Raw genomic sequence first — 19,424 nt, forward strand, 5'->3', positions numbered from 1 at the left:
CGCTTTTAACAAGAACACCTGCAATTCCTCAAGCTTCAGCGTTCGAGCAGCACTTTTGTTAGACTGTAGATCAGTAAGTTTAATCTAGAATTGAAGACTGTAGATTTTATAGTAGATTCATGGACAGGATCACGGTCAACTCTCAAATCCACTTTGGTAAGCCTTGCATAACAGGAACCCGCATCACTGTGCAAAGCATTCTTGAATTGCTTAATCAGGGGCTGTCCTTTGAAGAAATTATCCAAGACTACTATCCTGACCTTCAAGTTGATGATATTAAAGCCTGCCTACGGTACGCGATCGCATTAATAGCGGCTGAAAATATTTATCTGGCATCAGCTTGATCATGAAACTTTTTCTTGACCAAGATATATACACAGCGAGAATTAGCAGGAGTATTCGTGGTTATGGGGCATCTGTCGGGGCTATTTCTATGGGGCGCTTGAGGTGCTATGAGATGAGCAGGATGCCCACTCCACAAGAATCATCCTGAGTTTGTGCAACACCCACTCGAAATTAACACATTCTTAAACAAGTTCAATGCCGAGACTAGTAGAGAAATCAGCAGGTTTGTTCTCAAGGGTGACGAATTGGGTTCCCTGAAAGAACAACGCACCAGTGTTGCTATTATAGTTGAACTGGCTGGTGGAAGTAGCGCCAAACCCTACTTTGTCAACCACTATTCTATCGCCCTGCGAGTAGCTGTAGTCTTGGATGATGTCAATGCCTTCAGACGGGGAGTAAAAGACAAATTTATCTGCTCCAGCACCACCCCATAGAACGTCATTACCATTGCCACCTGCTAGGTAGTCATTACCCGCCTCGCCATAGAGGATATCGTTACCATTACCACCAAAGAGGATATCATTTCCGTTTCGACTATAAAGGATGTCATTTCCGTCTAAACCATAAATTTTGTCATTAAAACTACTACCAAGAATTTCGTCATGACCAGGTCCTCCTATGTACTCCCGATAGATGGAAACAGGTGGATCCCCCACCCCCGGACCAATACGTAGGATCAATGCTTCTAACATATCTTTTTACCTCATTCGTTAAATGTATGGCAGAACTGTGATAACTCCTAAAGATTCACTTGCTTTACTAAACTTGAATAAATCTCAATCGCTATTAGTTGTAAGTTGTTTCAGTTCATTGCCAACCTCTACTTATCTATCAAGTTGTTTTGGCTGGTTTTACACTAAATCCGGATTATTGTTACAAAAATTTACATTTAACCGCCAAACTAGGGGTAGATTTAAAGTAGCTGTCACGCTCACAACTGATGTGGCGTAACTGTTGTTAAGCAACTACCGTTTTTTTAAGGATGCATCTTCTTAAATGAGTACTAACAGTACGAGTTGGGGTTGGTATTTTGGATTAGAGATTACGATCGCTACGGTAATCTCTTGCTTTGCAAATTGTGCATATGCCCAAATTACCCCCGATGGCACTTTACCGAATAATTCTCGTGTCACTGTGCAGGGAAACACCAACCTGATTGAAGGTGGAACCACTGTAGGAAGCAACCTTTTCCATAGTTTTTCCCAGTTTTCTATACCAACTGGTAATCAAGCTTTTTTCAAAAATGCCTTAGATATTCAAAACATTATTACTCGGGTAACGGGTAATTCTATCTCTAATATTGATGGTTTAATTCGCGCAAACGGCACAGCTAACATTTTTTTGATTAATCCCAATGGGATTATTTTTGGGCAAAATGCTTCGCTAAATATCGGTGGCTCATTTCTTGCTAGTACAGCGAGTAGTTTAAATTTTGCCGATAGCACACTCTTCAGTGCCACTGCTACTCAAACTACACCTCTACTCACTATCAGTGTTCCCATTGGCTTGCAATTCGGGGCAAATCCGGGAAGGATTCTTGTGCAAGGTAATGGTCAGGGTCTACGGAGTACGTCTGACATTATTGATACAAGTGTTGGTTTGCGCGTACAGCCCAATCAAACCTTAGCTTTAGTAGGCTCTGATGTGGTGCTGGAAGGTGGAACGCTGAAAACAGCAGGTGGACGAATTGAATTAGGCAGTGTTGATGATTCCAGCCAAGTCCGTCTCACCCCAATAGATAAAGGTTGGGCTATGGACTATGCAGGTGTCCCAGCTTTCAGGGACATCCAATTGTCTCGACAGGCAACAGTGGATGCAAGTGGTGAGGGTGGTGGTGATATACAAGTCCAAGGCAGGCGGGTAACGCTGACTGATGTTTCTCAAATTGAAGCCAGTACCTTGAGAGGGGAACCGGGAGGAACGTTGTCTGTTAGGGCTTCCGAATCGGTGGAATTGACAAGTATTCCATTTGATGGTTTCTTCACCACCGCATTGCTTGCTCAAGTATATCCAGGAGCTACGGGTAAGGGCGGTAATCTCATCGTAGAAACACCACAGTTAAGTGTTCGGGATGGGGCACAAATACAAGCTACAACTTTTGGCTTAGGAGCGGCGGGCAACTTAATAGTGAATGCCTCCGAGTCGATAGAATTGATTGGAGAAACAGCCGATGGCATATTTCCCAGCGCTTTATCCACAGTCGTCACACAAGGAGCTACGGGTGCAGGCGGCAATTTAACCATAGAAACTCGGCGGTTAAGTGTTCGGGATGGGGCACAAGTGCAAACTGCAACATCTGGCTCAGGGGCTGCGGGCAACTTAATCGTGAATGCCTCCGAGTTGGTGGAAATAAGCGGTTTTTCATTTATTACTCAGAACCCTAGCACCTTGACAGCTAGTACTGAAAGTACTGGCGATGCCGGTAATATAACGATTGAAACTGAACAGTTGACTATCCAAAATGGGGCTATAGTATCTGTGAGCGGTAACGGACCAGGTAACGCAGGTAACATGTCAGTTCAGGCTCGCTCTATCCTGTTGAATAATGAAGCCCTGCTCCAAGCCAACGCTCAAGCAGGCGAGGGCAATATTAACCTAAGCGCTCGTGATTTGATCTTACGCAACAACAGCAACATCACCACTGACGCCGAAGGAGAAAATGTCATCGGCGGCAATATTAACATCAACACCAATTTCCTCGTTGCTTTGGAAAATAGTGATATTCGCGCCAATTCTACTAACCGTGGAGGTCAGGTCACAATCAATACCAGAGGCATCTTTGGTACAGAGTCTCGGACAGAGCTTACCTCAGAAAGTGACATCACTGCCACTGGGGGGAGTCCTGAGTTAAGTGGTATTGTAGAAATCAACACACCCGAGGTTGACACCAGCCTGGGATTCGTGGAACTACCCGCAAATGTAGCTGATGTCTCAGGGTTAGTGAACACTGGCTGTGCCACCTTTGCAGGTTCAGAGGGCAGTAGCTTCGTTGTCACCGGACGTGGCGGTTTACCTCCCAGTCCGGATCAACCCCTCAGTAATGATGTGGTGTGGTCAGATACTCGATTGCCAGCTACCACAACGCAGCCGCATGGCTTAGAGACTGCTGCTAAACCACCTTCTAAATCTAAAGCTGTGGTAATTGTGCCTGCTACTGGTTGGGTGTTTAACGGCAAAGGGGAAGTAACGCTGATTTCTTCTACATCCAATGCCACTGGGAAGGGGTCTACTCCTGCTACCTGCTCTCAACAATAAAACCGCTTACAGATTATTGTTCTCAGAGTTAGCATTATTAATAGGAATGTCGTCCTTTTCCATTTTCACGACATCCTCCCTTCCACCTCATCTCGTCAATTTGAAAAGCAAGCTATTCTGAATAACCACATTTAAGTGTAACTAAGAAAGTAACAGTGCGAGATAGTGAAATTCTCAAGACAATAGAGCCAAATGTGCTAGAAGCACACTTAAGAACATTTGGCTGGCATGAGCAGGGGCGAATTCATGATAACGCCGGAGCGATTTGGAGACGTAAAAATGATCCAGTGGATGATGAATTTGAGATTTTGCTACCCCTCCAGAAAACTCTAGGAGATTACGCTGCTCGGATTAGTGATGCGCTTAAAACATTAGAAGTAGTAGAAAATCGTTCTCAATTGGAGATATTAAGCGATTTACTCACATCAGTGGCAAATCAGGAAATTCAGGGAATGGTGATAAAAGTTCCATCCAATTTAACTGGCTACTTCACCCTAATAGGCGTTGTCTTGGGAAAACTCCGTGAGATCCTTGTTCAACTGAATGAATCGAAATATCATTTAGCATTTAAATCTTACCAGGAACATTTACCAATCGTCTGTACTGGTGATCTAATCAAAGAAAATGGAGAATTTGTGCTAAAAAATCCCCGCAACTTTAAACCGCTCTCTGCCTCTGTGTCCTCTGCGTCCTCAGCGGTTCTTAAATCAAGACCTTAATTTTTACAAAAATTTACATCTTTGATTGGAGGCGGAGCCTCCAGAATAGCATTCCCAGGCGGAGCCTGGGAACGAGGGGGCGAGGAGGGAAAAAAAAGTCCGCGCAGGCGGACTTCGTTTGTGTAGCCTCACCCGAATAGGGTGCGGGCATTCAAATTTTTCGTTAACACATTTCTTACGACTCAACTCCAGGGGTCAACAATTCCCGACGCTGCTCAGCTCTAACAACGACATTGCCGTTTTCATCCACATCAACTATAGCTGTATCGCCTTCCTTAACGCGACCAGACAGAATTTCTTCTGCTAAGCTATCTTCTAACAAGCGCATAATTGCTCGACGTAATGGTCTTGCACCGTAGCTGGGGCTGTAACCTTCTTGGATGAGACGGTTCTTGAAGCCATCGCTCACTTCCATCGTGATACCTTTTTCGGTAAGGCGACCAAAGACTTCCTTGAGCATGATGTCGGCGATTTGTGTCACCTCTTCCTTGCTCAATTGACGGAAGACGATAATCTCATCAAGTCGGTTGAGGAACTCTGGACGGAAGTATTGCTTGAGTTCTTCGTTAACCAGTGATTTAATCCGGTTATACTGAGTCTCACTAGCATTTTCAGCGAATTCAAAGCCGATACCGCCGCCGCCTTTTTCAATCACCTTAGAACCAATGTTGGAGGTCAAAATTAGCAAGGTGTTCTTGAAGTCAACGGTACGTCCTTTAGCATCAGTTAACCGACCGTCTTCTAAAATTTGCAGCAACATGTTAAATACATCAGGGTGTGCTTTTTCGATTTCGTCGAAAAGTACCACTGTGTATGGGCGTCGCCGCACGGCTTCGGTCAATTGACCGCCTTCGTTGTAACCTACATAACCAGGAGGCGAACCAATCAGTTTGCTGACGGTGTGGCGCTCCATGTATTCCGACATATCCAAACGGATCATCGCTTCTTCGGAACCGAAGAAGTAAGAAGCCAAAGATTTTGCCAACTCGGTCTTACCTACACCTGTAGGACCAGAGAAAACGAAGCTGGCGATTGGTCGATTAGGATTCTTCAAACCGACACGAGCGCGGCGAATTGCGCGTGAAACTGCCTTCACAGCGTCTTCTTGACCAATTAGGCGCTGATGGAGGGTGTCTTCCATGTGCAGCAACTTCTCGGATTCAGATTCGGTGAGTTTGTTCACCGGAACTCCTGTCCAGGAAGCGACAATGTGGGCAATGTCTTCTTCGGTAACTACAGGTTCTTCACCGTCGCTGCGACCAGAATTTGTTTTGCTTTGAGCAATGGCGCGAATTTCGGCTTTGATTTCCATTTCCCGATCGCGCAATTCCCCAGCTCTGTCGAAGTCTTGAGAACGGACTGCATCATCTTTTTCTTTTAAGATTTGACGCAGTTCTTTGTCTAACTCTTTAGCAGCGGGGGGCAACTGGGAGTTAATCAAGCGTACCCGACTTCCGGCTTCGTCAATCAAGTCGATTGCTTTATCTGGGAGATAGCGATCGCTAATGTAGCGATCTGACAATTTCGCTGCTGCCACCAAAGCTTCATCTGATATTTTCAGCTTGTGGTGTTGCTCGTAGCGATCGCGCAAACCGTAGAGAATCTCAATTGTTTCATCTACTGACGGTTCACCCACCATTACTGGTTGGAAACGACGTTCTAGGGCTGCATCCCGCTCGATGTGCTTGCGGTATTCATCTAGAGTCGTAGCACCAATACACTGTAGTTCGCCTCTTGCCAAAGCTGGCTTGAGGATATTTGCTGCATCGATTGCGCCTTCGGCTGCACCCGCCCCAATCAAGGTGTGTACTTCGTCAATCACGAGAATGACATTTCCCGCCTGACGAATTTCATCCATGATTTTCTTCAGGCGTTCTTCAAATTCACCTCGATACTTGGTTCCTGCAACGAGCAAACCTATATCCAGAGTCACTACGCGCTTATCTTCCAGGATGTCCGGGACATCTTTGGTAGAAATGCGTGTCGCCAATCCTTCGGCGATCGCTGTTTTACCAACACCTGGTTCCCCAATTAAAACTGGGTTATTTTTTGTCCTGCGACCCAATATTTGGATCACACGTTCAATTTCTTTAGCGCGTCCTACCACTGGATCGAGCTTGCCGTCCGCTGCCATTTGGGTCAAGTTTGAGCCAAACTCGTCCAAAGTTGGGGTTTTGTTGCCGCGTGGTTGACCACCAGCACTAACCTCAGCTGTTTCTCCTAGCATCCGGATAACTTGAGTTCTAACCTTAGATAGGTCTACTCCCAAGTTTTCTAGCACTCTGGCTGCCACACCTTCCCCTTCTCGGATTAGGCCCAACAGCAGATGCTCCGTGCCAATGTAGTTATGCCCTAACTGGCGTGCTTCTTCCAAGGATAGTTCTAGGACCCGTTTTGCTCGTGGTGTAAATGGAATTTCCACCGCCACAAAACCCGAACCTCGACCTATGATTTTTTCTACCTCAATCCGAGCGTCTTTGAGATTGACACCCATAGATTTCAGCACCTTAGCCGCCACTCCAGTACCTTCTCCAATCAGACCCAGGAGGATCTGTTCGGTACCTACGAAGTTGTGACCCAGTCGGCGTGCTTCTTCCTGGGCTAACATGATTACCTTAATGGCTTTTTCTGTGAAGCGTTCAAACATATGACACTGATCCCATCACCTGCGTCGTGCCGGTACGCTGATTTTAGCACAGGCAAATCGTGCCGATGCTTGTATAAAGATATAGACATCGACGACTTTTCACCCTCAATGATGGGGTAATTACCGATCCTTGATGACTTTTTCTGGGTAATCCACTATCAACATTAAGTTTTTTTACATTTTTTTGTCTAGATGCCAGGAATTTAATGCCTGATTTCTAAAGTTTTTTGTCATTCCCAAGGAATGATTTTTATCATGAATCCCTATTCCTGTCAAGATGTACTTGGACAGTTATCATTTTATTTTGTGTCATATAAATATCTAAATTAAAAGTTTATTTATATTAAAAATACTAATATATTGTTGACGGTTGACCCAGATCTTGCGTCATAATTTTCCCCAGCCCAAGAAATAATACCAATTATCCTTGTAGGGGCAATACATCTTTACCCCCCAACCCCCCGAAAATCGGGGGGCATGAAGGGATCACAATCTGCTCCCTGTCCAACATTTCACCAAACTCTGGGTTGCCAAGAGAAATAACTCAGGCGCTGGCTCACCATCTGATCCCATTTATCCAACATTTCACCAAACTCCGGGTACTGTAAATTACCCAACCAAAGAATCAGCGCATCTTCACCATTATCTTTGTAGTAACGTCGCCGTACACCAGCCGTCTTAAAACCAAATTTTTGGTACAAGTGTATTGCTGCTTGATTAGAAGCACGCACTTCGAGAGTAGCTCGCTCCAAACCTCGATGGGCAGCTGTTTTCAGCAGTGAATAAAGTAAAGCTTGTCCTAAACCTTGATGCTGATATTGAGGATGAACTGCCAAAATCGTAATGTGTGCTTCCTCAAGAATTGACCAAAAGCAACCCATAGACAATAGCCCTAAGGAAGAAACAGGCGAAAACAAGCCAAGCAAATCACTGTTGGGGCTTTCTAACTCTCTTTTATAAGCCGATAGCGTCCACAAACCCCCAAAACAGCAAAGATCAAGCTCCACCATCGCATTAAGATGCTCAGTTGTCAGTGATTTAAGTTCTAATGGAATTGTGTTCACATTTATTGGTAATAGTACAAACCGTAGGTAAACTGGGAATCGGAAGACTTACGCTCGTTATTTGCACAAGGACAACTCTTATAGATATGGTATCTACTCACCCTAGTGGGGTTCAAGATTCTGCTCATAAGTATCTGCCACTTTTTAACAGTAAAAATTTTGACTTATCACCTAATCAGCAACTTTTACCGTTAACTGCCAAAGTAAACAGTCAAGACTGCCTAGAAATAGGGGGTTGTGATGTCAAAACTTTAGTAGAGCAGTTTGGCTCACCATTGTATATTTTAGATGAAGAAACTGTACGTACAGCTTGCCGTCAATATCGCGACAGCTTGAAACGCTACTACAAAGGTGAATCTCAAGTTCTGTATGCTTCAAAAGCATGGAGTTGCTTAGCAGTTTGTGCGCTCGTAGCTTCAGAAGGTTTGGGAATAGATGTCGCATCAGGAGGCGAACTCTACACCGCCTTAACGGCAGGAGTGAATCCTGAGCTAATTTATCTCCACGGAAATAATAAATCTCGTGAAGAACTGCGTTACGCCATTGAGTCTGGCATTACCATTATGGCGGACAATTGGCATGACTTGCAGCAAATTGTGGAATTAGCTCAAGGGCAACAACCAGTACGGATTATGTTGCGTTTGACACCAGGAATAGATTGTCATACCCATGAGTATATTCGCACAGGACACTTAGATAGTAAATTTGGTTTTGACCCAGGAGATTTGGATGAGGTGTTTGCTTTTGTGAGTAAGCAAACGGCTCTCAATTGCATAGGAGTACACGCCCATATCGGTTCCCAAATTTTTGAACTTCAACCACATCGCGATTTGGCGGCGCTGATGGTGCAGTGGTTAACCGATTCAGCTAAATACGGTTTAAAGATCACCAACTTAAACGTGGGTGGGGGTTTAGGTATTACTTATACAGAATCAGATGACCCACCAAGTATAGAAGAGTGGGTAAAACCAATCTGTCAAGTAATTGAAGAAACTTGTACAAAAGAAAATTTGCCTCTCCCAAAATTACTATGTGAACCAGGGCGATCGCTCATTGGCACGGCTTGTGTAACAGCTTATACAATAGGCTCCCAAAAGGAAATTCCCGGCATTCGTACTTATATAGCAGTAGATGGCGGAATGTCCGACAATCCACGCCCAATTACCTACCAATCAGTATACCGGGCGGCGATCGCCAATCAGATGTCACAACCACTTACTCAAACAGTCACAATTGCTGGTAAACATTGTGAATCGGGAGATATTCTAATAAAGAATGCCCAGCTGTCAAAATCTAAACCAGGAGATATCCTCGTAGTAATGGCAACTGGTGCTTACAATTACAGTATGGCATCTAACTATAACCGCTTGACCAGATCGGCAGCAGTTATAGTGGCAAATGGCGAAGCAAATTTGATTTTGCGACGCGAAACTTATCAGGACTTGGTTCGACAAGATTGTTTACCAGAAAGGCTAATTCAGAAATCATGAATGCTGAATTATGAAAGATGAATTCATAATTCATCATTCATAATTCATAGTTCATAGTTTCACGGAGTTGGTTGATCCAGATGTCATGGGAGATTTGTGGAAGCAGTGGCTGACAAACTTAGGGTGGACGCAGTCTTTGCTGCTTGGGACTCTGGATATTTTGTTAGTACTGGCGCTGACGTACATGATACTTGTTATTATTAGTGAGCGCCGGACACTGTGGATGGTGCGAGGATTTATTATTTTGATGCTAGCCTCCGCAGTCAGTAGCCGATTGCAGCTACAACTGCTGAATTTTGTACTGGAAAAGTTGGTAATTGGCTGTGCTGTAGCGATGGCGGTGGCACTCCAATCAGAGTTTCGTCGATTTTTAGAGCAATTAGGGCGCGGCGAATTCAAACAGTTATTTCGCTCATCAAATTTGACAATTCCTAAATCAGATAGTGTAATAGATGAAATTGTTGATGCGGTTAAAGAATTATCAAAAAACCGGATCGGAGCTTTACTAATTTTAGAAACTACCAGTCCCATAGACGAGCGTGATTTTTCCGTACCAGGAGTCAAGCTAAATGCTGAGGTTTCTAAAGAACTGATACAAACAATTTTTCAACCAAAGACTTTGTTGCATGATGGAGCAACATTAATTCGTGGTTCACGGATAGTAGCATCAGGTATAATTTTACCGCTTTCAGGACGCACAGCCTCACGCCAGTTAGGAACACGTCACCGAGCAGCAATGGGAATTACTGAGCGGGTTGAAAATTGCATTTGTGTTGTTGTATCAGAAGAAACAGGTTCTATTTCCCTAGCGGAACGAGGAAACCTAAATAGACCACTAACAATCACGAAGCTGAAAGAGTCCTTAGAGACTCAATTTTCGACCAATGTAGATCGGGAAGCTGTTGCTCCTGGTTTGTTAAGTTTGGTTCGTCAGATTCGTGGTAAAGCACTCTTCTTAGTTTCACGTTTACTTAGATTACCATCGACTGCTTCGCGAGATAAAAAATGACAGTACAACACACTGAACAGCAATATTTACCTTCTGACTTAAAAAAAGAACTACTACCCAATCACGTTGCGGTGATTTGTGATGGCAATGGTCGATGGGCACAGCGTCAAGGTTTACCCCGTTTTATGGGACATAAAGCGGGTGTAGATGCGCTCAGAGATTTACTCCGTTGTTGTGATGATTGGGGAATTGGTGCGCTCACAGCTTATGTTTTTTCCACAGAAAACTGGAAAAGACCCCACGAAGAAGTAGATTTTTTAATGACTTTGTTTCAAAGGGTGTTACGCCAAGAACTACAAGAAATGATGAAGGAGAATGTACAAATAAAATTTGTCGGTAACTTAGCTGCTTTACCGAGCGCACTGCAAGAAGAAATTTCCCGTTCAATGACAGACACAAAAGAAAATCAAGGTATTCGCTTTACAGTAGCAACCAATTATGGGGGAAGACAAGAAATTGTCCAAGCTTGTCGGGCGATCGCCGATCAAGTTAAACTTGGTTTACTCGAACCAGATCAAATTGACGAAGCAACATTTGAGCGCCACCTCTACACAGCCGGAATTTGCGATCCTGATTTATTAATCCGTACTAGTGGAGAAATGCGTATTTCCAATTTCCTACTTTGGCAAATGGCTTATGCAGAAATTTATATAACTCAAACCTTGTGGCCTGATTTTAACCGCAATGAGTTTCACCGCGCCTTACGAGCTTACCAACAGCGCGAACGTAGGTTTGGTAACGTGTAATGAATTAGGAATAAAAACCTACTGTGGAGACGCTCCGGCGGAGCGTCTCTACGACGGGCATGACTTTCTTATGGTCCAGAAAAAACCGCTTGTTCTACATCTTGCCTACTTAAAGAATATTTGAAAGAGCGTTGAATATCTTGCCCTTGATTTCCGGCTTGAAGATAGCGTACTACGATTTGCTCAACTTCTAACCATAATTCTGCTTGCCAAGTTGGTTTTTGTACATGCCAGCAATGCAGTAATTTTTCATCTTGTTGACAGCCAAGATTTTTCAGCCACTGTTCAATTTGAGGCAGAGGATGATTATATAGGGGAGTTTCTGGTGAAGGAAGAGGCATTGTGATCTTAGATTTTGGATTTTGGATTTTACTAGAGATGCTCCGGCGGAGCGTCTCTAATTGTAGTAATTTGTGGTTGTATGATGGTAGTAGGTTGCACAAGTGTGGAGTGAAAAGCAGCTTCACCCCGAGTTAAGCCGATGGCGATCGCTAACAGCAAGCAACCCAAAAATGTCAATCCCAGAACAAACAAAGCGAAAATTTCTCCTGAAGAAAGAGGGCGATCTGTAGGATCGAGGTAAGCCGATTTAGAAGTATCGTAGGAATGGGACACAGGACGATTTAAATCGGGCGGTGCTTGAATTACCCCGAAGCGCGAATAACCTATTTTCATGTCATAAGTTAACCGCCGTTCTGGATTACTCAGGGTAGCGTAAGCTTCGTTGATTTGCTGAAATTTGACAATAGCTATAGTAGCGGGAAAATTTGTTGTATCAGGATGATACAATTTGCTTAATTCCCGATAAGCGCGACGGATTTCAATTGCCGATGCACTAGGGTGCAATCCTAGTAGGGAGTAGTAGGTAGGTTCACTCCTGTGTGGCATTACCCCATTTTGACTCACGGCTGTCTTAATCACGGTAGCGATTTTCTAATATTTTATAAACCTCACAGCAGTTTATCAACGATATACTATCCTTTTGTGAGTAAATCAGCGCGGGGTTTAAAGGTTTCAATTTCTCGTAACTTTTCGTAAAGTTCACGTTCTTGTGGACTGATTTCTTTGGGTGTGACGATTTGAATTTCTACTAGTTGGTCACCACGATTACCATTTTCGCTCTTATAACCTTTATTAGCAAGGCGGAAACGTTGACCAGATCTAACTCCTGAAGGAATCGTCATTTTTACTAATCCATCTAGAGTTGGTGCTTCTACCTGTCCACCTAAAACTGCTTCACTAGGAGTAACTGGCACATGTACGAATATATTTATGCCGTCTAGTTTAAATAAAGAGTGCGGTTCAACGGTAATTTTTAAGTATAAATCGCCACCGTTTGAACCTTGATTGCGCAAACGGATGGTTTGACCTGTGACCATACCTTCAGGCATATTTACTTCTAGCGATCGCCCATCTTCTAAGCGAATCCTTTCTAAACCTCCTTTATAAGCTTTTTCTAGTGGTATAGTTAATCTTGCTTCTATATCCCGACGTGTAGGACGGGGATTGACAGTATACTCAACTTTTGTTCGGGGTGTACGAAAAGGATCGCCGGACGACTCAGTAGAAGAAGTTTCATTTCTACCGTCTTTGCGACTGCTGACGCCGATAACTTGATTGAGAAAACTTTCAAAATCAGCAAATTGGCTGGGATCAACTTCTCCCGAATTAGTGCGCCCATTAGTACGACTCCAGCTTTTAGAGCGTGGAGTCTGTTTGTCGCTAAAACCTTTTTGTTTCCAAGAGCGACTAAACTGATCATATTGCGCTCGTTTACTTGTATCGGAAAGAACTTCATAAGCCTCACCGATATCTTTAAATTTTTCCTCTGCTGCTTTATTTCCCGGATTAAGATCTGGGTGATATTGCCTTGCTAATCGCCGATAATTCTTTTTAATGTCTTCATTACTGGCATCTTTAGCTACTCCTAAAATTTCGTAGTAATCGCGAAAATTCTGCAAATTTGGCATAGTTAGTTTTTTAAGTTGAGATTTTAGAGTTTGCTAATCGCTAATAGTAAAAAGGCAATTAACAATTAGCATTTATTCTTACAGCCAATTATCATCTTCATCATCCCAATTGTCTCGGTAGCTAGGACGGGATCTTCGTGAAGATCTGCCGCTATCGTACGAGGAACGACTATCTCTACCATAATCTCTGTTATCATAATCCCGGTCATAGTAATCGCGATCGCGCATATCTCTTGGAGAATCGCGATCGCGCATATCCCTTGGAGAATCGCGATCTTTGTCTCCCGTAAACAAATCTCTAATCGTACCTAACAAATCATCGTCATCATCTTCAGCATAATAAGCTCGCATTTCCCGATTTAAGTCATACAAAGCATCTTGCAAGTCGGCAACTGTCAAGTCAATTCCCCGATCATCGTTTTGCTGTAAACTAGAGCGCAGTTCTCGACAAATATTATCAATTCGCTGACGACGGTTACGGGCAAACTGCATCCCAAAATCCAAAGCCACTTCTCTCAGTTGCCGTTCTGCTTGTATAATCAAAGCCTCTGCTCTTGTGCGCTTTTCTACTCGTTCTTTACGCTCTCGATCCACATCAGCATACTTTTGAGCATCTTGAATTGCCCGATTTATTTCCCCTTCACTGAGGGTAGAAGCACCTTGAATAGTAATGCTTTGTTCTCTACCAGTAGTTCTATCCAAGGCTGTTACTTGTAAAATGCCATTAGCATCAATATCAAATGATACCTGTATTTGCGGAACACCTCGTGGTGCTGGGGGAATGCCATACAACTTAAATCTTCCCAATGACTTGTTATCTGAAGCCATTTCTCTTTCGCCCTGAACTACGTGAATTTCCACAGTATTTTGGTTATTTTCTGACGTAGAAAAAATGTCAGAGCGGCGCACTGGTATAGTAGTATTACGGGGAATGAGTTTTTTCATCACGCCACTAATAGTTTCTAATCCCATAGATAGAGGCGTAACATCCAACAGTAGAACATCCTTAAGTTCTCCTGCTAGAATTCCGGCTTGAATTGCCGCACCCACTGCGACAACTTCATCTGGGTTCACATTTTGATTTGGTGCTTTACCAATCATCGCCCGGACTAATTGCTGTACCATTGGCATTCGAGTAGAACCGCCAACTAAAACAACTTCATCAATTTCAGCTGGTGTGAGTTCGGCGTCTCTGAGCGCCCGTTTCACTGGTTGACGTACCCGCCCCAACAAGTCGTCGCACATCCCTTCAAACTCAGAACGGGTTAAACGAGTTTCTAGGTGTACAGGGCCATCTTCGTTAGCGGCAATAAAAGGTAAATTAATATCGGTAACGCTCACAGATGAAAGCTCTATTTTGGCTTTTTCTGCTGCTTCAAGCAAGCGTTGTAGAGATTGGCGTTCTCGTCTTAAATCTACCCCATGCTCTTGCAAAAATTGCTCTGCCAACCAATCTACAATTTTTTTGTCAAAATCATTACCACCTAACTGCGTATCTCCACTGGTGGATCTGACTTCAAACACCCCATCACCAACATCAAGTATCGATACGTCAAAAGTGCCACCACCCAAATCAAATACCAGTATGGTTTCACTATTACTACGATCCAATCCATATGCCAGTGATGCTGCGGTAGGTTCATTGAGAATCCTTAATACCTCTAAACCCGCAATTCTACCTGCATCTCTAGTGGCTTGCCTTTGGGAATCATTAAAATAAGCGGGAACTGTAATGACTGCCCCTGTCACAGGTTCACCTAAATACCGACTAGCGTCTTCTGCTAATTTCTTGAGCACCATTGCCGAAATTTCTTCAGGAGCAAAGTCTTTATTTTGCAGGGGACAAGCAACCTTGATGTTACCTACCTCATCTTTGCGGATAGTATAGGGTATTCGTTTTGATTCTGGGTTAAGTTCGTTATACCTACGCCCAATAAAGCGTTTAACAGCAAAAAACGTGTTTTGTGGATTAAGGAGAATTTGTCGTCGCGCTATTTGCCCAACAACCCTTTCGCCTTCTTTAGTAAAACCGACTACGGAGGGAGTGGTTCGCATTCCTTCTGCATTGGCAATCACTACCGGCTTGCCCCCCTCCATGACGGCAACTACTGAGTTGGTTGTACCCAAGTCAATGCCGACTACTTTGCCCATGCGTTAATGTTCTCCTATTGTGTCTTATAAGTTTATTATTATAAGGCAGAGGACAGATGGCAGATGGCTTTTAACTTCTGCCCTATAGCAGCAATTTCTCGTAATTATTAAAAGAAAGTTGAATTTAAAAGGGCGATTACAAACTCACCTCACTCAAATAGCTCGCGATCGCGATCCGTATATCGCTACAGCGGGGCATTTCTTTGTCCAAGAATATATTCGGGAACAATTTGCACAATGGGGAAGTGTGGAAATCCACACCTTTATCGTGAGAGGAAAAACCTGTAAAAACCTCATTCTCAACTTACCTGCTCAAAATGAGTCAAAAAAAGAACATCTACCAATTCTGATTGGCGCTCATTACGATGCCGTACCGGGAACACCAGGTGCAGATGATAATGCCACAGGTGTAGCAGTATTACTGGAATTAGCGAGAATGTTTGCTGCCCAACCAACAAGGTATCCTTTGCGACTAGTTGCATTTGATCTGGAAGAATACGGTTTACTAGGTAGCACCGATTATGTAGCCACATTGCGTCAAGAACAGCAACAGCTACGCTTAATGATGTCCTTAGAAATGCTTGGCTATTGCGATCGCACCCCTGGTTCACAAAGTTACCCACATCCTTTACAATATTTCTACCCAAATTGTGGTGATTACATTGCTTTAATTGGTAATTGGCGAACAATTCGTGACTTAATCAATATTAGCCGCAGTATTCGCAAAGTTGGTGTACCCAGTCAATGGCTACCAGTACCAAATAGAGGTTTAATCGTTCCCCAAACAAGACAAAGCGATCATGCACCTTTTTGGGATGCAGACTATCCAGCTATTATGGTGACAGATACAGCATTTATGCGCAATCCTCATTACCACAAACCCAGCGACACCATTGCCACATTAGATTTAGATTTTCTCACAGGTGTCTGTCAAGGTTTGGAAAACGGTATTCGGCGGTTGTAGAGACGTTGCATGTATAGTGACGATCGCTATTTCCATCTAGCAGATCGACTGCTTAAACTCGATTATGGTCAATTGATGCAAAAATAAGTCTATATCCCCGACAACTCTTACGAAGTTGAGGAGCTAATTTGTAATATTATCTTTATGGAACTTAACGCTAGGAGTCAGGCTAGTTAAATCATCGATATTGCGTTTCATTGTATTGCAAATAGTATCTAAGGGCAAGTCGTTGGCATCATAACCAAAAGGATTTTCTATTTCCAAAGCAATTGCTTCAATGCCAAATAAAGTAAAACTAATCAAAGCCACTATGAAACCTGTCAAAAAACCAAGTTCGTGTACAAGTTGAAAAGGTAGTAGCAGGCAATAAAGTAATAACAATTGCTTGAGATGAATGGAGTATGCTAGTGGCATTGGTGTTTTCAATATGCGTTCACACGCGCCTAAACTATCTACCAACTTATTCAATAATTCTTGCATTGCTGTTAATTGGTAGGTATTTATGCAATTGCGATCGTACTGGTGCTGTAAATAATCTCCAATCCAGAAAGCCACCTCTAAAGGAGGATTATTCATAGTTTTGAGCTTTATATATTTAGATGGCTGGATTAATTCTTCTACCTCACTATTTACAGCTTCTCCCCGTAAATGCAATTTAGTAGCTACGGCAAAAGCTACTAATAAATATAAGGCAGAAATTTTCTTATTTCTATCTTCAGGAGTGATTTCCTCTACAGATACCCAAATTTGTCGAGCTAAATTTCGGGTGTTATTGACCATATTACCCCAGATTTTTCTTCCTTCCCAAAACCGCTCGTAAGCTGTGTTTGTGCGAAAAACTAGTAACAAACCTAAAACAATACTAGGAATAATAACTTCAAAAAAAGGCTTGGATACAGGTAGTTTAAAATGATAAAGTAAGGAAATAAAAACTCCAAACAAACCACACCAAATTAGTCGTGGATAAATACTAGTAATAACTGAACCTCTAATCTGTAAAGCTACTTGAAGCCAATGCATTTTTTTATTTGTCATGCAGGTACTGAGAAAGAATGTTGAGTGAACAGGTATCACTTAAAAAATAATAGCGCTAATTTTGGATTGATGGAGAGATATATTCATACTACGAGAGATCGTATCAGGTTGCATTTTTTAAGACAAGCTTTAAGGCGCGAGAAACATATATCTCCCAGGGTTCAGTTGTGGGTTGAAATATTAATGCGTAAAACATTATTCCACTCATAATGTCGAATACTAAATTGGAATCAACCTCTAAGTTAACTTCATTTCTGGCTTTTGCTCTTTCCAAAACGATCGCAAAAGCAAGTCGTCTTGGTTGTAAATATTTTGTCCAGTAGATTTGCGCAAATTGAGGGCTACTAGTTGCGCTGCTAATTATCATAGCAACTGTTTGTCTTCCTAAGGGACTGAGTGTAATTTCTGCCGCACTTTGAATTAGTGCTTCAATATCGCCCCATAAATTGCCCGTATCAGGAATGATTACGTCTTGTCTCAAACTTTCAATTGCATCCGCAACGAGTTCTTCTTTGGATTTGTAGCGTCGGTAGATTGTGGGTTTACCAACTCCCGCACGCTTCGCGATCGCTTCTATACTCATGCGATCGTAACCCACGGACGACAGCAGTTCCAAGGTTGCTTCCAGAATAGCTTGATGAGATTGTGTACTGCGAGGACGTCCTGATTTTTTAGCGGTATCACTCATAGCTGTTATAATATATTACGTTACAGGTTCGTAAATAAAAAATAGTGGTGAATTATGAGCAAGCGTCCTCGTCCTCGCTACACCGACAAAAACAGCACCCAGACGCTGCGTGAAGGCTTGGAGGAATATTACGCTGTCAACTCTGACTTTACCCATCCAAGCATGTTGCCAGCAGATTTTGCCAAAATTTTGTTTGCTCATGATGCCAGTCATGTGATTTACGGTTGTGATACCGATATGTATGATGAACTGAAGATTCTGCCGCTGACATTTTGGACGAGTGATTTCAAGTTTCGAGATTACATGCGTGAAAACAAGAATCCAGCCGTAGACGTAATGTATGATGACTTGATCAAACGTCACGGTGTAATTTGGTTGTACAGATCCATCTTATTTGAATCAGTGCGATTATTACCTGAGTTGATTTCAATGTGGCTAAAAACTCGCAAACATCAACGGTTTGTCCCATTTCTTAACTTTGAACCAATGTTAGAGCGATCACTCTTGGAGATTCGTCAAGAGTTTGACATTTTGCCTTTCATTAAATGAGCGAAATTGGTTTGTGCAGAGCGTTCTGTTGCTTCTCTAAAATCAGTGTAATTGTAGTTTATACTATTAAGAGTATATCCATTCAGATTATCTTGAAAAAATGACTGAAATAAAAACAGTTCGCCGCCGTCGTCAAGGCAGAATATTTCCAGAGTTTACTATACCGCCAGAGGAGTTAGCTCGACGGGAAGCTGAAAAAAATGCTCGTGGCAAAAAAGCTCGTAGTTATTTTGAGCAAATTTGTCCTCAGTTAATAGAAGAACACTATAATTGGTTTATTACTATTGAGCCAAACAGTGGTGATTATTTTATTGACCAAGATCTAGAAACTGCTGAACAAAAAGCACGTCAAAACTATTCTAGTGGCTGGCTAGTAACTTTCCGTCTCAATGAGACAGGAGCCTGCGACAGAATATGATTTCAGGTAGATTTGGTGAGATTGGAGAGCTAATTTTTGAAATTGATTTAATTACCTCTGATGAAGAGAAATTTCCTATAGATGTTTTATTAGATACAGGGTTTACTACAGGCTTCTTAGTACTTGATAGCCAAGACGCTGAAAGTTTAGGATGGACGATAATTGAAAGTAATCGCACAATGCAGATGGCACGAGGTGAGGAATTATTTGACATTTATGAAGGAAAAGTTATACTAAATCAACAAGAGTATATAATTCCTGTTGTAGCAGCTTTAGGAATTCGGGAACCTCTACTAGGTTTACAATGGTTGAAGATGTTGCCACTGGCGGTAAATTTTACAGCAGGAATTTTGACTTTAAGCTAAAGATATGAT

At 42.7% G+C, this 19,424-nt stretch carries 19 protein-coding genes; 10 read left to right on the forward strand and 9 right to left on the reverse strand.

Annotated elements, in window-relative coordinates; translation table 11 throughout:
• Window positions 1–119: 119 nt before the first annotated feature.
• Entirely contained in the window at window positions 120–344 is a 225-nt protein-coding gene (locus ICL16_RS35515) for a DUF433 domain-containing protein (RefSeq protein WP_190836285.1), read from the forward strand.
• A 183-nt stretch (window positions 345–527) separates the two neighbouring features.
• Here the strand turns inward: ICL16_RS35515 and ICL16_RS47035 are convergent, their stop codons facing one another.
• The gene (locus ICL16_RS47035) at window positions 528–1,037 is read right to left on the reverse strand and encodes a calcium-binding protein (RefSeq protein ID WP_190836286.1); all 510 of its coding nucleotides are present in this window, start codon (window positions 1,035–1,037) and stop codon (window positions 528–530) included.
• 304 nt (window positions 1,038–1,341) lie between these two features.
• Here ICL16_RS47035 and ICL16_RS35525 point away from each other — a divergent pair, with 304 nt between their 5' ends.
• Together ICL16_RS35525 and ICL16_RS35530 are read left to right on the forward strand one after the other, a co-directional pair.
• Window positions 1,342–3,600, forward strand: a complete 2,259-nt coding sequence (locus ICL16_RS35525) for a two-partner secretion domain-containing protein (protein ID WP_190836287.1) — start codon at window positions 1,342–1,344, stop codon at window positions 3,598–3,600.
• Window positions 3,601–3,755: 155 nt separating this feature from the next.
• The gene (locus ICL16_RS35530; RefSeq protein WP_190836288.1) at window positions 3,756–4,319 is read left to right on the forward strand and encodes a hypothetical protein; all 564 of its coding nucleotides are present in this window, start codon (window positions 3,756–3,758) and stop codon (window positions 4,317–4,319) included.
• 175 nt (window positions 4,320–4,494) lie between these two features.
• Here the strand turns inward: ICL16_RS35530 and ICL16_RS35535 are convergent, their stop codons facing one another.
• Together ICL16_RS35535 and rimI are read right to left on the reverse strand one after the other, a co-directional pair.
• The gene (locus ICL16_RS35535; RefSeq protein ID WP_190836289.1) at window positions 4,495–6,966 is read right to left on the reverse strand and encodes an ATP-dependent Clp protease ATP-binding subunit; all 2,472 of its coding nucleotides are present in this window, start codon (window positions 6,964–6,966) and stop codon (window positions 4,495–4,497) included.
• A gap of 512 nt (window positions 6,967–7,478) precedes the next feature.
• Complete coding sequence (gene rimI, locus ICL16_RS35540; protein ID WP_202895888.1) at window positions 7,479–7,976, reverse strand: ribosomal protein S18-alanine N-acetyltransferase; 498 nt, start codon at window positions 7,974–7,976, stop codon at window positions 7,479–7,481.
• 140 nt (window positions 7,977–8,116) lie between these two features.
• Here rimI and lysA point away from each other — a divergent pair, with 140 nt between their 5' ends.
• From lysA to ICL16_RS35555, 3 genes are all read left to right on the forward strand, one after another.
• Complete coding sequence (gene lysA, locus ICL16_RS35545) at window positions 8,117–9,520, forward strand: diaminopimelate decarboxylase (RefSeq protein WP_190836291.1); 1,404 nt, start codon at window positions 8,117–8,119, stop codon at window positions 9,518–9,520.
• A gap of 85 nt (window positions 9,521–9,605) precedes the next feature.
• Window positions 9,606–10,529: a diadenylate cyclase CdaA gene (cdaA, locus tag ICL16_RS35550; protein WP_190836335.1), complete on the forward strand. Its 924-nt coding sequence runs from the start codon at window positions 9,606–9,608 to the stop codon at window positions 10,527–10,529.
• Entirely contained in the window at window positions 10,526–11,275 is a 750-nt protein-coding gene (locus ICL16_RS35555; RefSeq protein ID WP_190836292.1) for an isoprenyl transferase, read from the forward strand. The genes cdaA and ICL16_RS35555 overlap by 4 nt, the downstream gene beginning before the upstream one ends.
• 68 nt (window positions 11,276–11,343) lie before the next feature.
• Here ICL16_RS35555 and ICL16_RS35560 read toward each other — a convergent pair whose 3' ends face one another.
• The 4 genes from ICL16_RS35560 to dnaK all read right to left on the reverse strand — a co-directional run bounded on the left by ICL16_RS35560 (window position 11,344) and on the right by dnaK (window position 15,396).
• Entirely contained in the window at window positions 11,344–11,616 is a 273-nt protein-coding gene (locus tag ICL16_RS35560; protein WP_190836293.1) for a DUF3143 domain-containing protein, read from the reverse strand.
• A 31-nt stretch (window positions 11,617–11,647) separates the two neighbouring features.
• Entirely contained in the window at window positions 11,648–12,163 is a 516-nt protein-coding gene (locus ICL16_RS35565; RefSeq protein WP_190836336.1) for a J domain-containing protein, read from the reverse strand.
• A gap of 86 nt (window positions 12,164–12,249) precedes the next feature.
• A complete protein-coding gene (locus ICL16_RS35570; protein ID WP_190836294.1) occupies window positions 12,250–13,245 on the reverse strand; it encodes a DnaJ C-terminal domain-containing protein in 996 nt (331 codons plus the stop codon).
• Between the two features lie 78 nt (window positions 13,246–13,323).
• Window positions 13,324–15,396: a molecular chaperone DnaK gene (gene dnaK, locus ICL16_RS35575; RefSeq protein WP_190836295.1), complete on the reverse strand. Its 2,073-nt coding sequence runs from the start codon at window positions 15,394–15,396 to the stop codon at window positions 13,324–13,326.
• 118 nt (window positions 15,397–15,514) lie between these two features.
• Here dnaK and ICL16_RS35580 point away from each other — a divergent pair, with 118 nt between their 5' ends.
• The gene (locus tag ICL16_RS35580; RefSeq protein WP_190836296.1) at window positions 15,515–16,360 is read left to right on the forward strand and encodes a M28 family peptidase; all 846 of its coding nucleotides are present in this window, start codon (window positions 15,515–15,517) and stop codon (window positions 16,358–16,360) included.
• A gap of 123 nt (window positions 16,361–16,483) precedes the next feature.
• On the opposite strand, the gene ICL16_RS35585 is transcribed toward ICL16_RS35580, so the two are convergent.
• Window positions 16,484–17,395: a bestrophin family protein gene (locus ICL16_RS35585; RefSeq protein ID WP_190836297.1), complete on the reverse strand. Its 912-nt coding sequence runs from the start codon at window positions 17,393–17,395 to the stop codon at window positions 16,484–16,486.
• Between the two features lie 103 nt (window positions 17,396–17,498).
• Window positions 17,499–18,083, reverse strand: a complete 585-nt coding sequence (locus ICL16_RS35590; RefSeq protein WP_190836298.1) for a TetR/AcrR family transcriptional regulator — start codon at window positions 18,081–18,083, stop codon at window positions 17,499–17,501.
• Between the two features lie 54 nt (window positions 18,084–18,137).
• Between ICL16_RS35590 and ICL16_RS35595 the strand changes: the two genes are divergently transcribed.
• The 3 genes from ICL16_RS35595 to ICL16_RS35605 all read left to right on the forward strand — a co-directional run bounded on the left by ICL16_RS35595 (window position 18,138) and on the right by ICL16_RS35605 (window position 19,415).
• Window positions 18,138–18,632: a hypothetical protein gene (locus tag ICL16_RS35595; RefSeq protein ID WP_190836299.1), complete on the forward strand. Its 495-nt coding sequence runs from the start codon at window positions 18,138–18,140 to the stop codon at window positions 18,630–18,632.
• A gap of 100 nt (window positions 18,633–18,732) precedes the next feature.
• On the forward strand, window positions 18,733–19,050 hold the full coding sequence (locus ICL16_RS35600) for a hypothetical protein (RefSeq protein WP_190836300.1): 318 nt from the start codon (window positions 18,733–18,735) through the stop codon (window positions 19,048–19,050).
• Window positions 19,047–19,415, forward strand: coding sequence for an aspartyl protease (locus ICL16_RS35605; RefSeq protein ID WP_190836301.1), 369 nt, complete (start codon window positions 19,047–19,049; stop codon window positions 19,413–19,415). The genes ICL16_RS35600 and ICL16_RS35605 overlap by 4 nt, the downstream gene beginning before the upstream one ends.
• Window positions 19,416–19,424: the final 9 nt, after the last annotated feature.

The organism is Iningainema tapete BLCC-T55 (assembly GCF_014698965.1).
GTDB lineage: Bacteria > Cyanobacteriota > Cyanobacteriia > Cyanobacteriales > Nostocaceae > Iningainema > Iningainema tapete.

Coding starts and splice junctions, on each gene's coding strand:
- ICL16_RS35515 (WP_190836285.1), top strand. CDS start 120: ATGGACAGGATCACGGTCAACTCTCAAATCCACTTTGGTAAGCCTTGC.
- ICL16_RS47035 (WP_190836286.1), bottom strand. CDS start 1,037: ATGTTAGAAGCATTGATCCTACGTATTGGTCCGGGGGTGGGGGATCCA.
- ICL16_RS35525 (WP_190836287.1), top strand. CDS start 1,342: ATGAGTACTAACAGTACGAGTTGGGGTTGGTATTTTGGATTAGAGATT.
- ICL16_RS35535 (WP_190836289.1), bottom strand. CDS start 6,966: ATGTTTGAACGCTTCACAGAAAAAGCCATTAAGGTAATCATGTTAGCC.
- rimI (WP_202895888.1), bottom strand. CDS start 7,976: ATGGTGGAGCTTGATCTTTGCTGTTTTGGGGGTTTGTGGACGCTATCG.
- lysA (WP_190836291.1), top strand. CDS start 8,117: ATGGTATCTACTCACCCTAGTGGGGTTCAAGATTCTGCTCATAAGTAT.
- cdaA (WP_190836335.1), top strand. CDS start 9,606: ATGGGAGATTTGTGGAAGCAGTGGCTGACAAACTTAGGGTGGACGCAG.
- ICL16_RS35555 (WP_190836292.1), top strand. CDS start 10,526: ATGACAGTACAACACACTGAACAGCAATATTTACCTTCTGACTTAAAA.
- ICL16_RS35560 (WP_190836293.1), bottom strand. CDS start 11,616: ATGCCTCTTCCTTCACCAGAAACTCCCCTATATAATCATCCTCTGCCT.
- ICL16_RS35565 (WP_190836336.1), bottom strand. CDS start 12,163: ATGCCACACAGGAGTGAACCTACCTACTACTCCCTACTAGGATTGCAC.
- ICL16_RS35570 (WP_190836294.1), bottom strand. CDS start 13,245: ATGCCAAATTTGCAGAATTTTCGCGATTACTACGAAATTTTAGGAGTA.
- dnaK (WP_190836295.1), bottom strand. CDS start 15,396: ATGGGCAAAGTAGTCGGCATTGACTTGGGTACAACCAACTCAGTAGTT.
- ICL16_RS35585 (WP_190836297.1), bottom strand. CDS start 17,395: ATGACAAATAAAAAAATGCATTGGCTTCAAGTAGCTTTACAGATTAGA.
- ICL16_RS35590 (WP_190836298.1), bottom strand. CDS start 18,083: ATGAGTGATACCGCTAAAAAATCAGGACGTCCTCGCAGTACACAATCT.
- ICL16_RS35595 (WP_190836299.1), top strand. CDS start 18,138: ATGAGCAAGCGTCCTCGTCCTCGCTACACCGACAAAAACAGCACCCAG.
- ICL16_RS35600 (WP_190836300.1), top strand. CDS start 18,733: ATGACTGAAATAAAAACAGTTCGCCGCCGTCGTCAAGGCAGAATATTT.
- ICL16_RS35605 (WP_190836301.1), top strand. CDS start 19,047: ATGATTTCAGGTAGATTTGGTGAGATTGGAGAGCTAATTTTTGAAATT.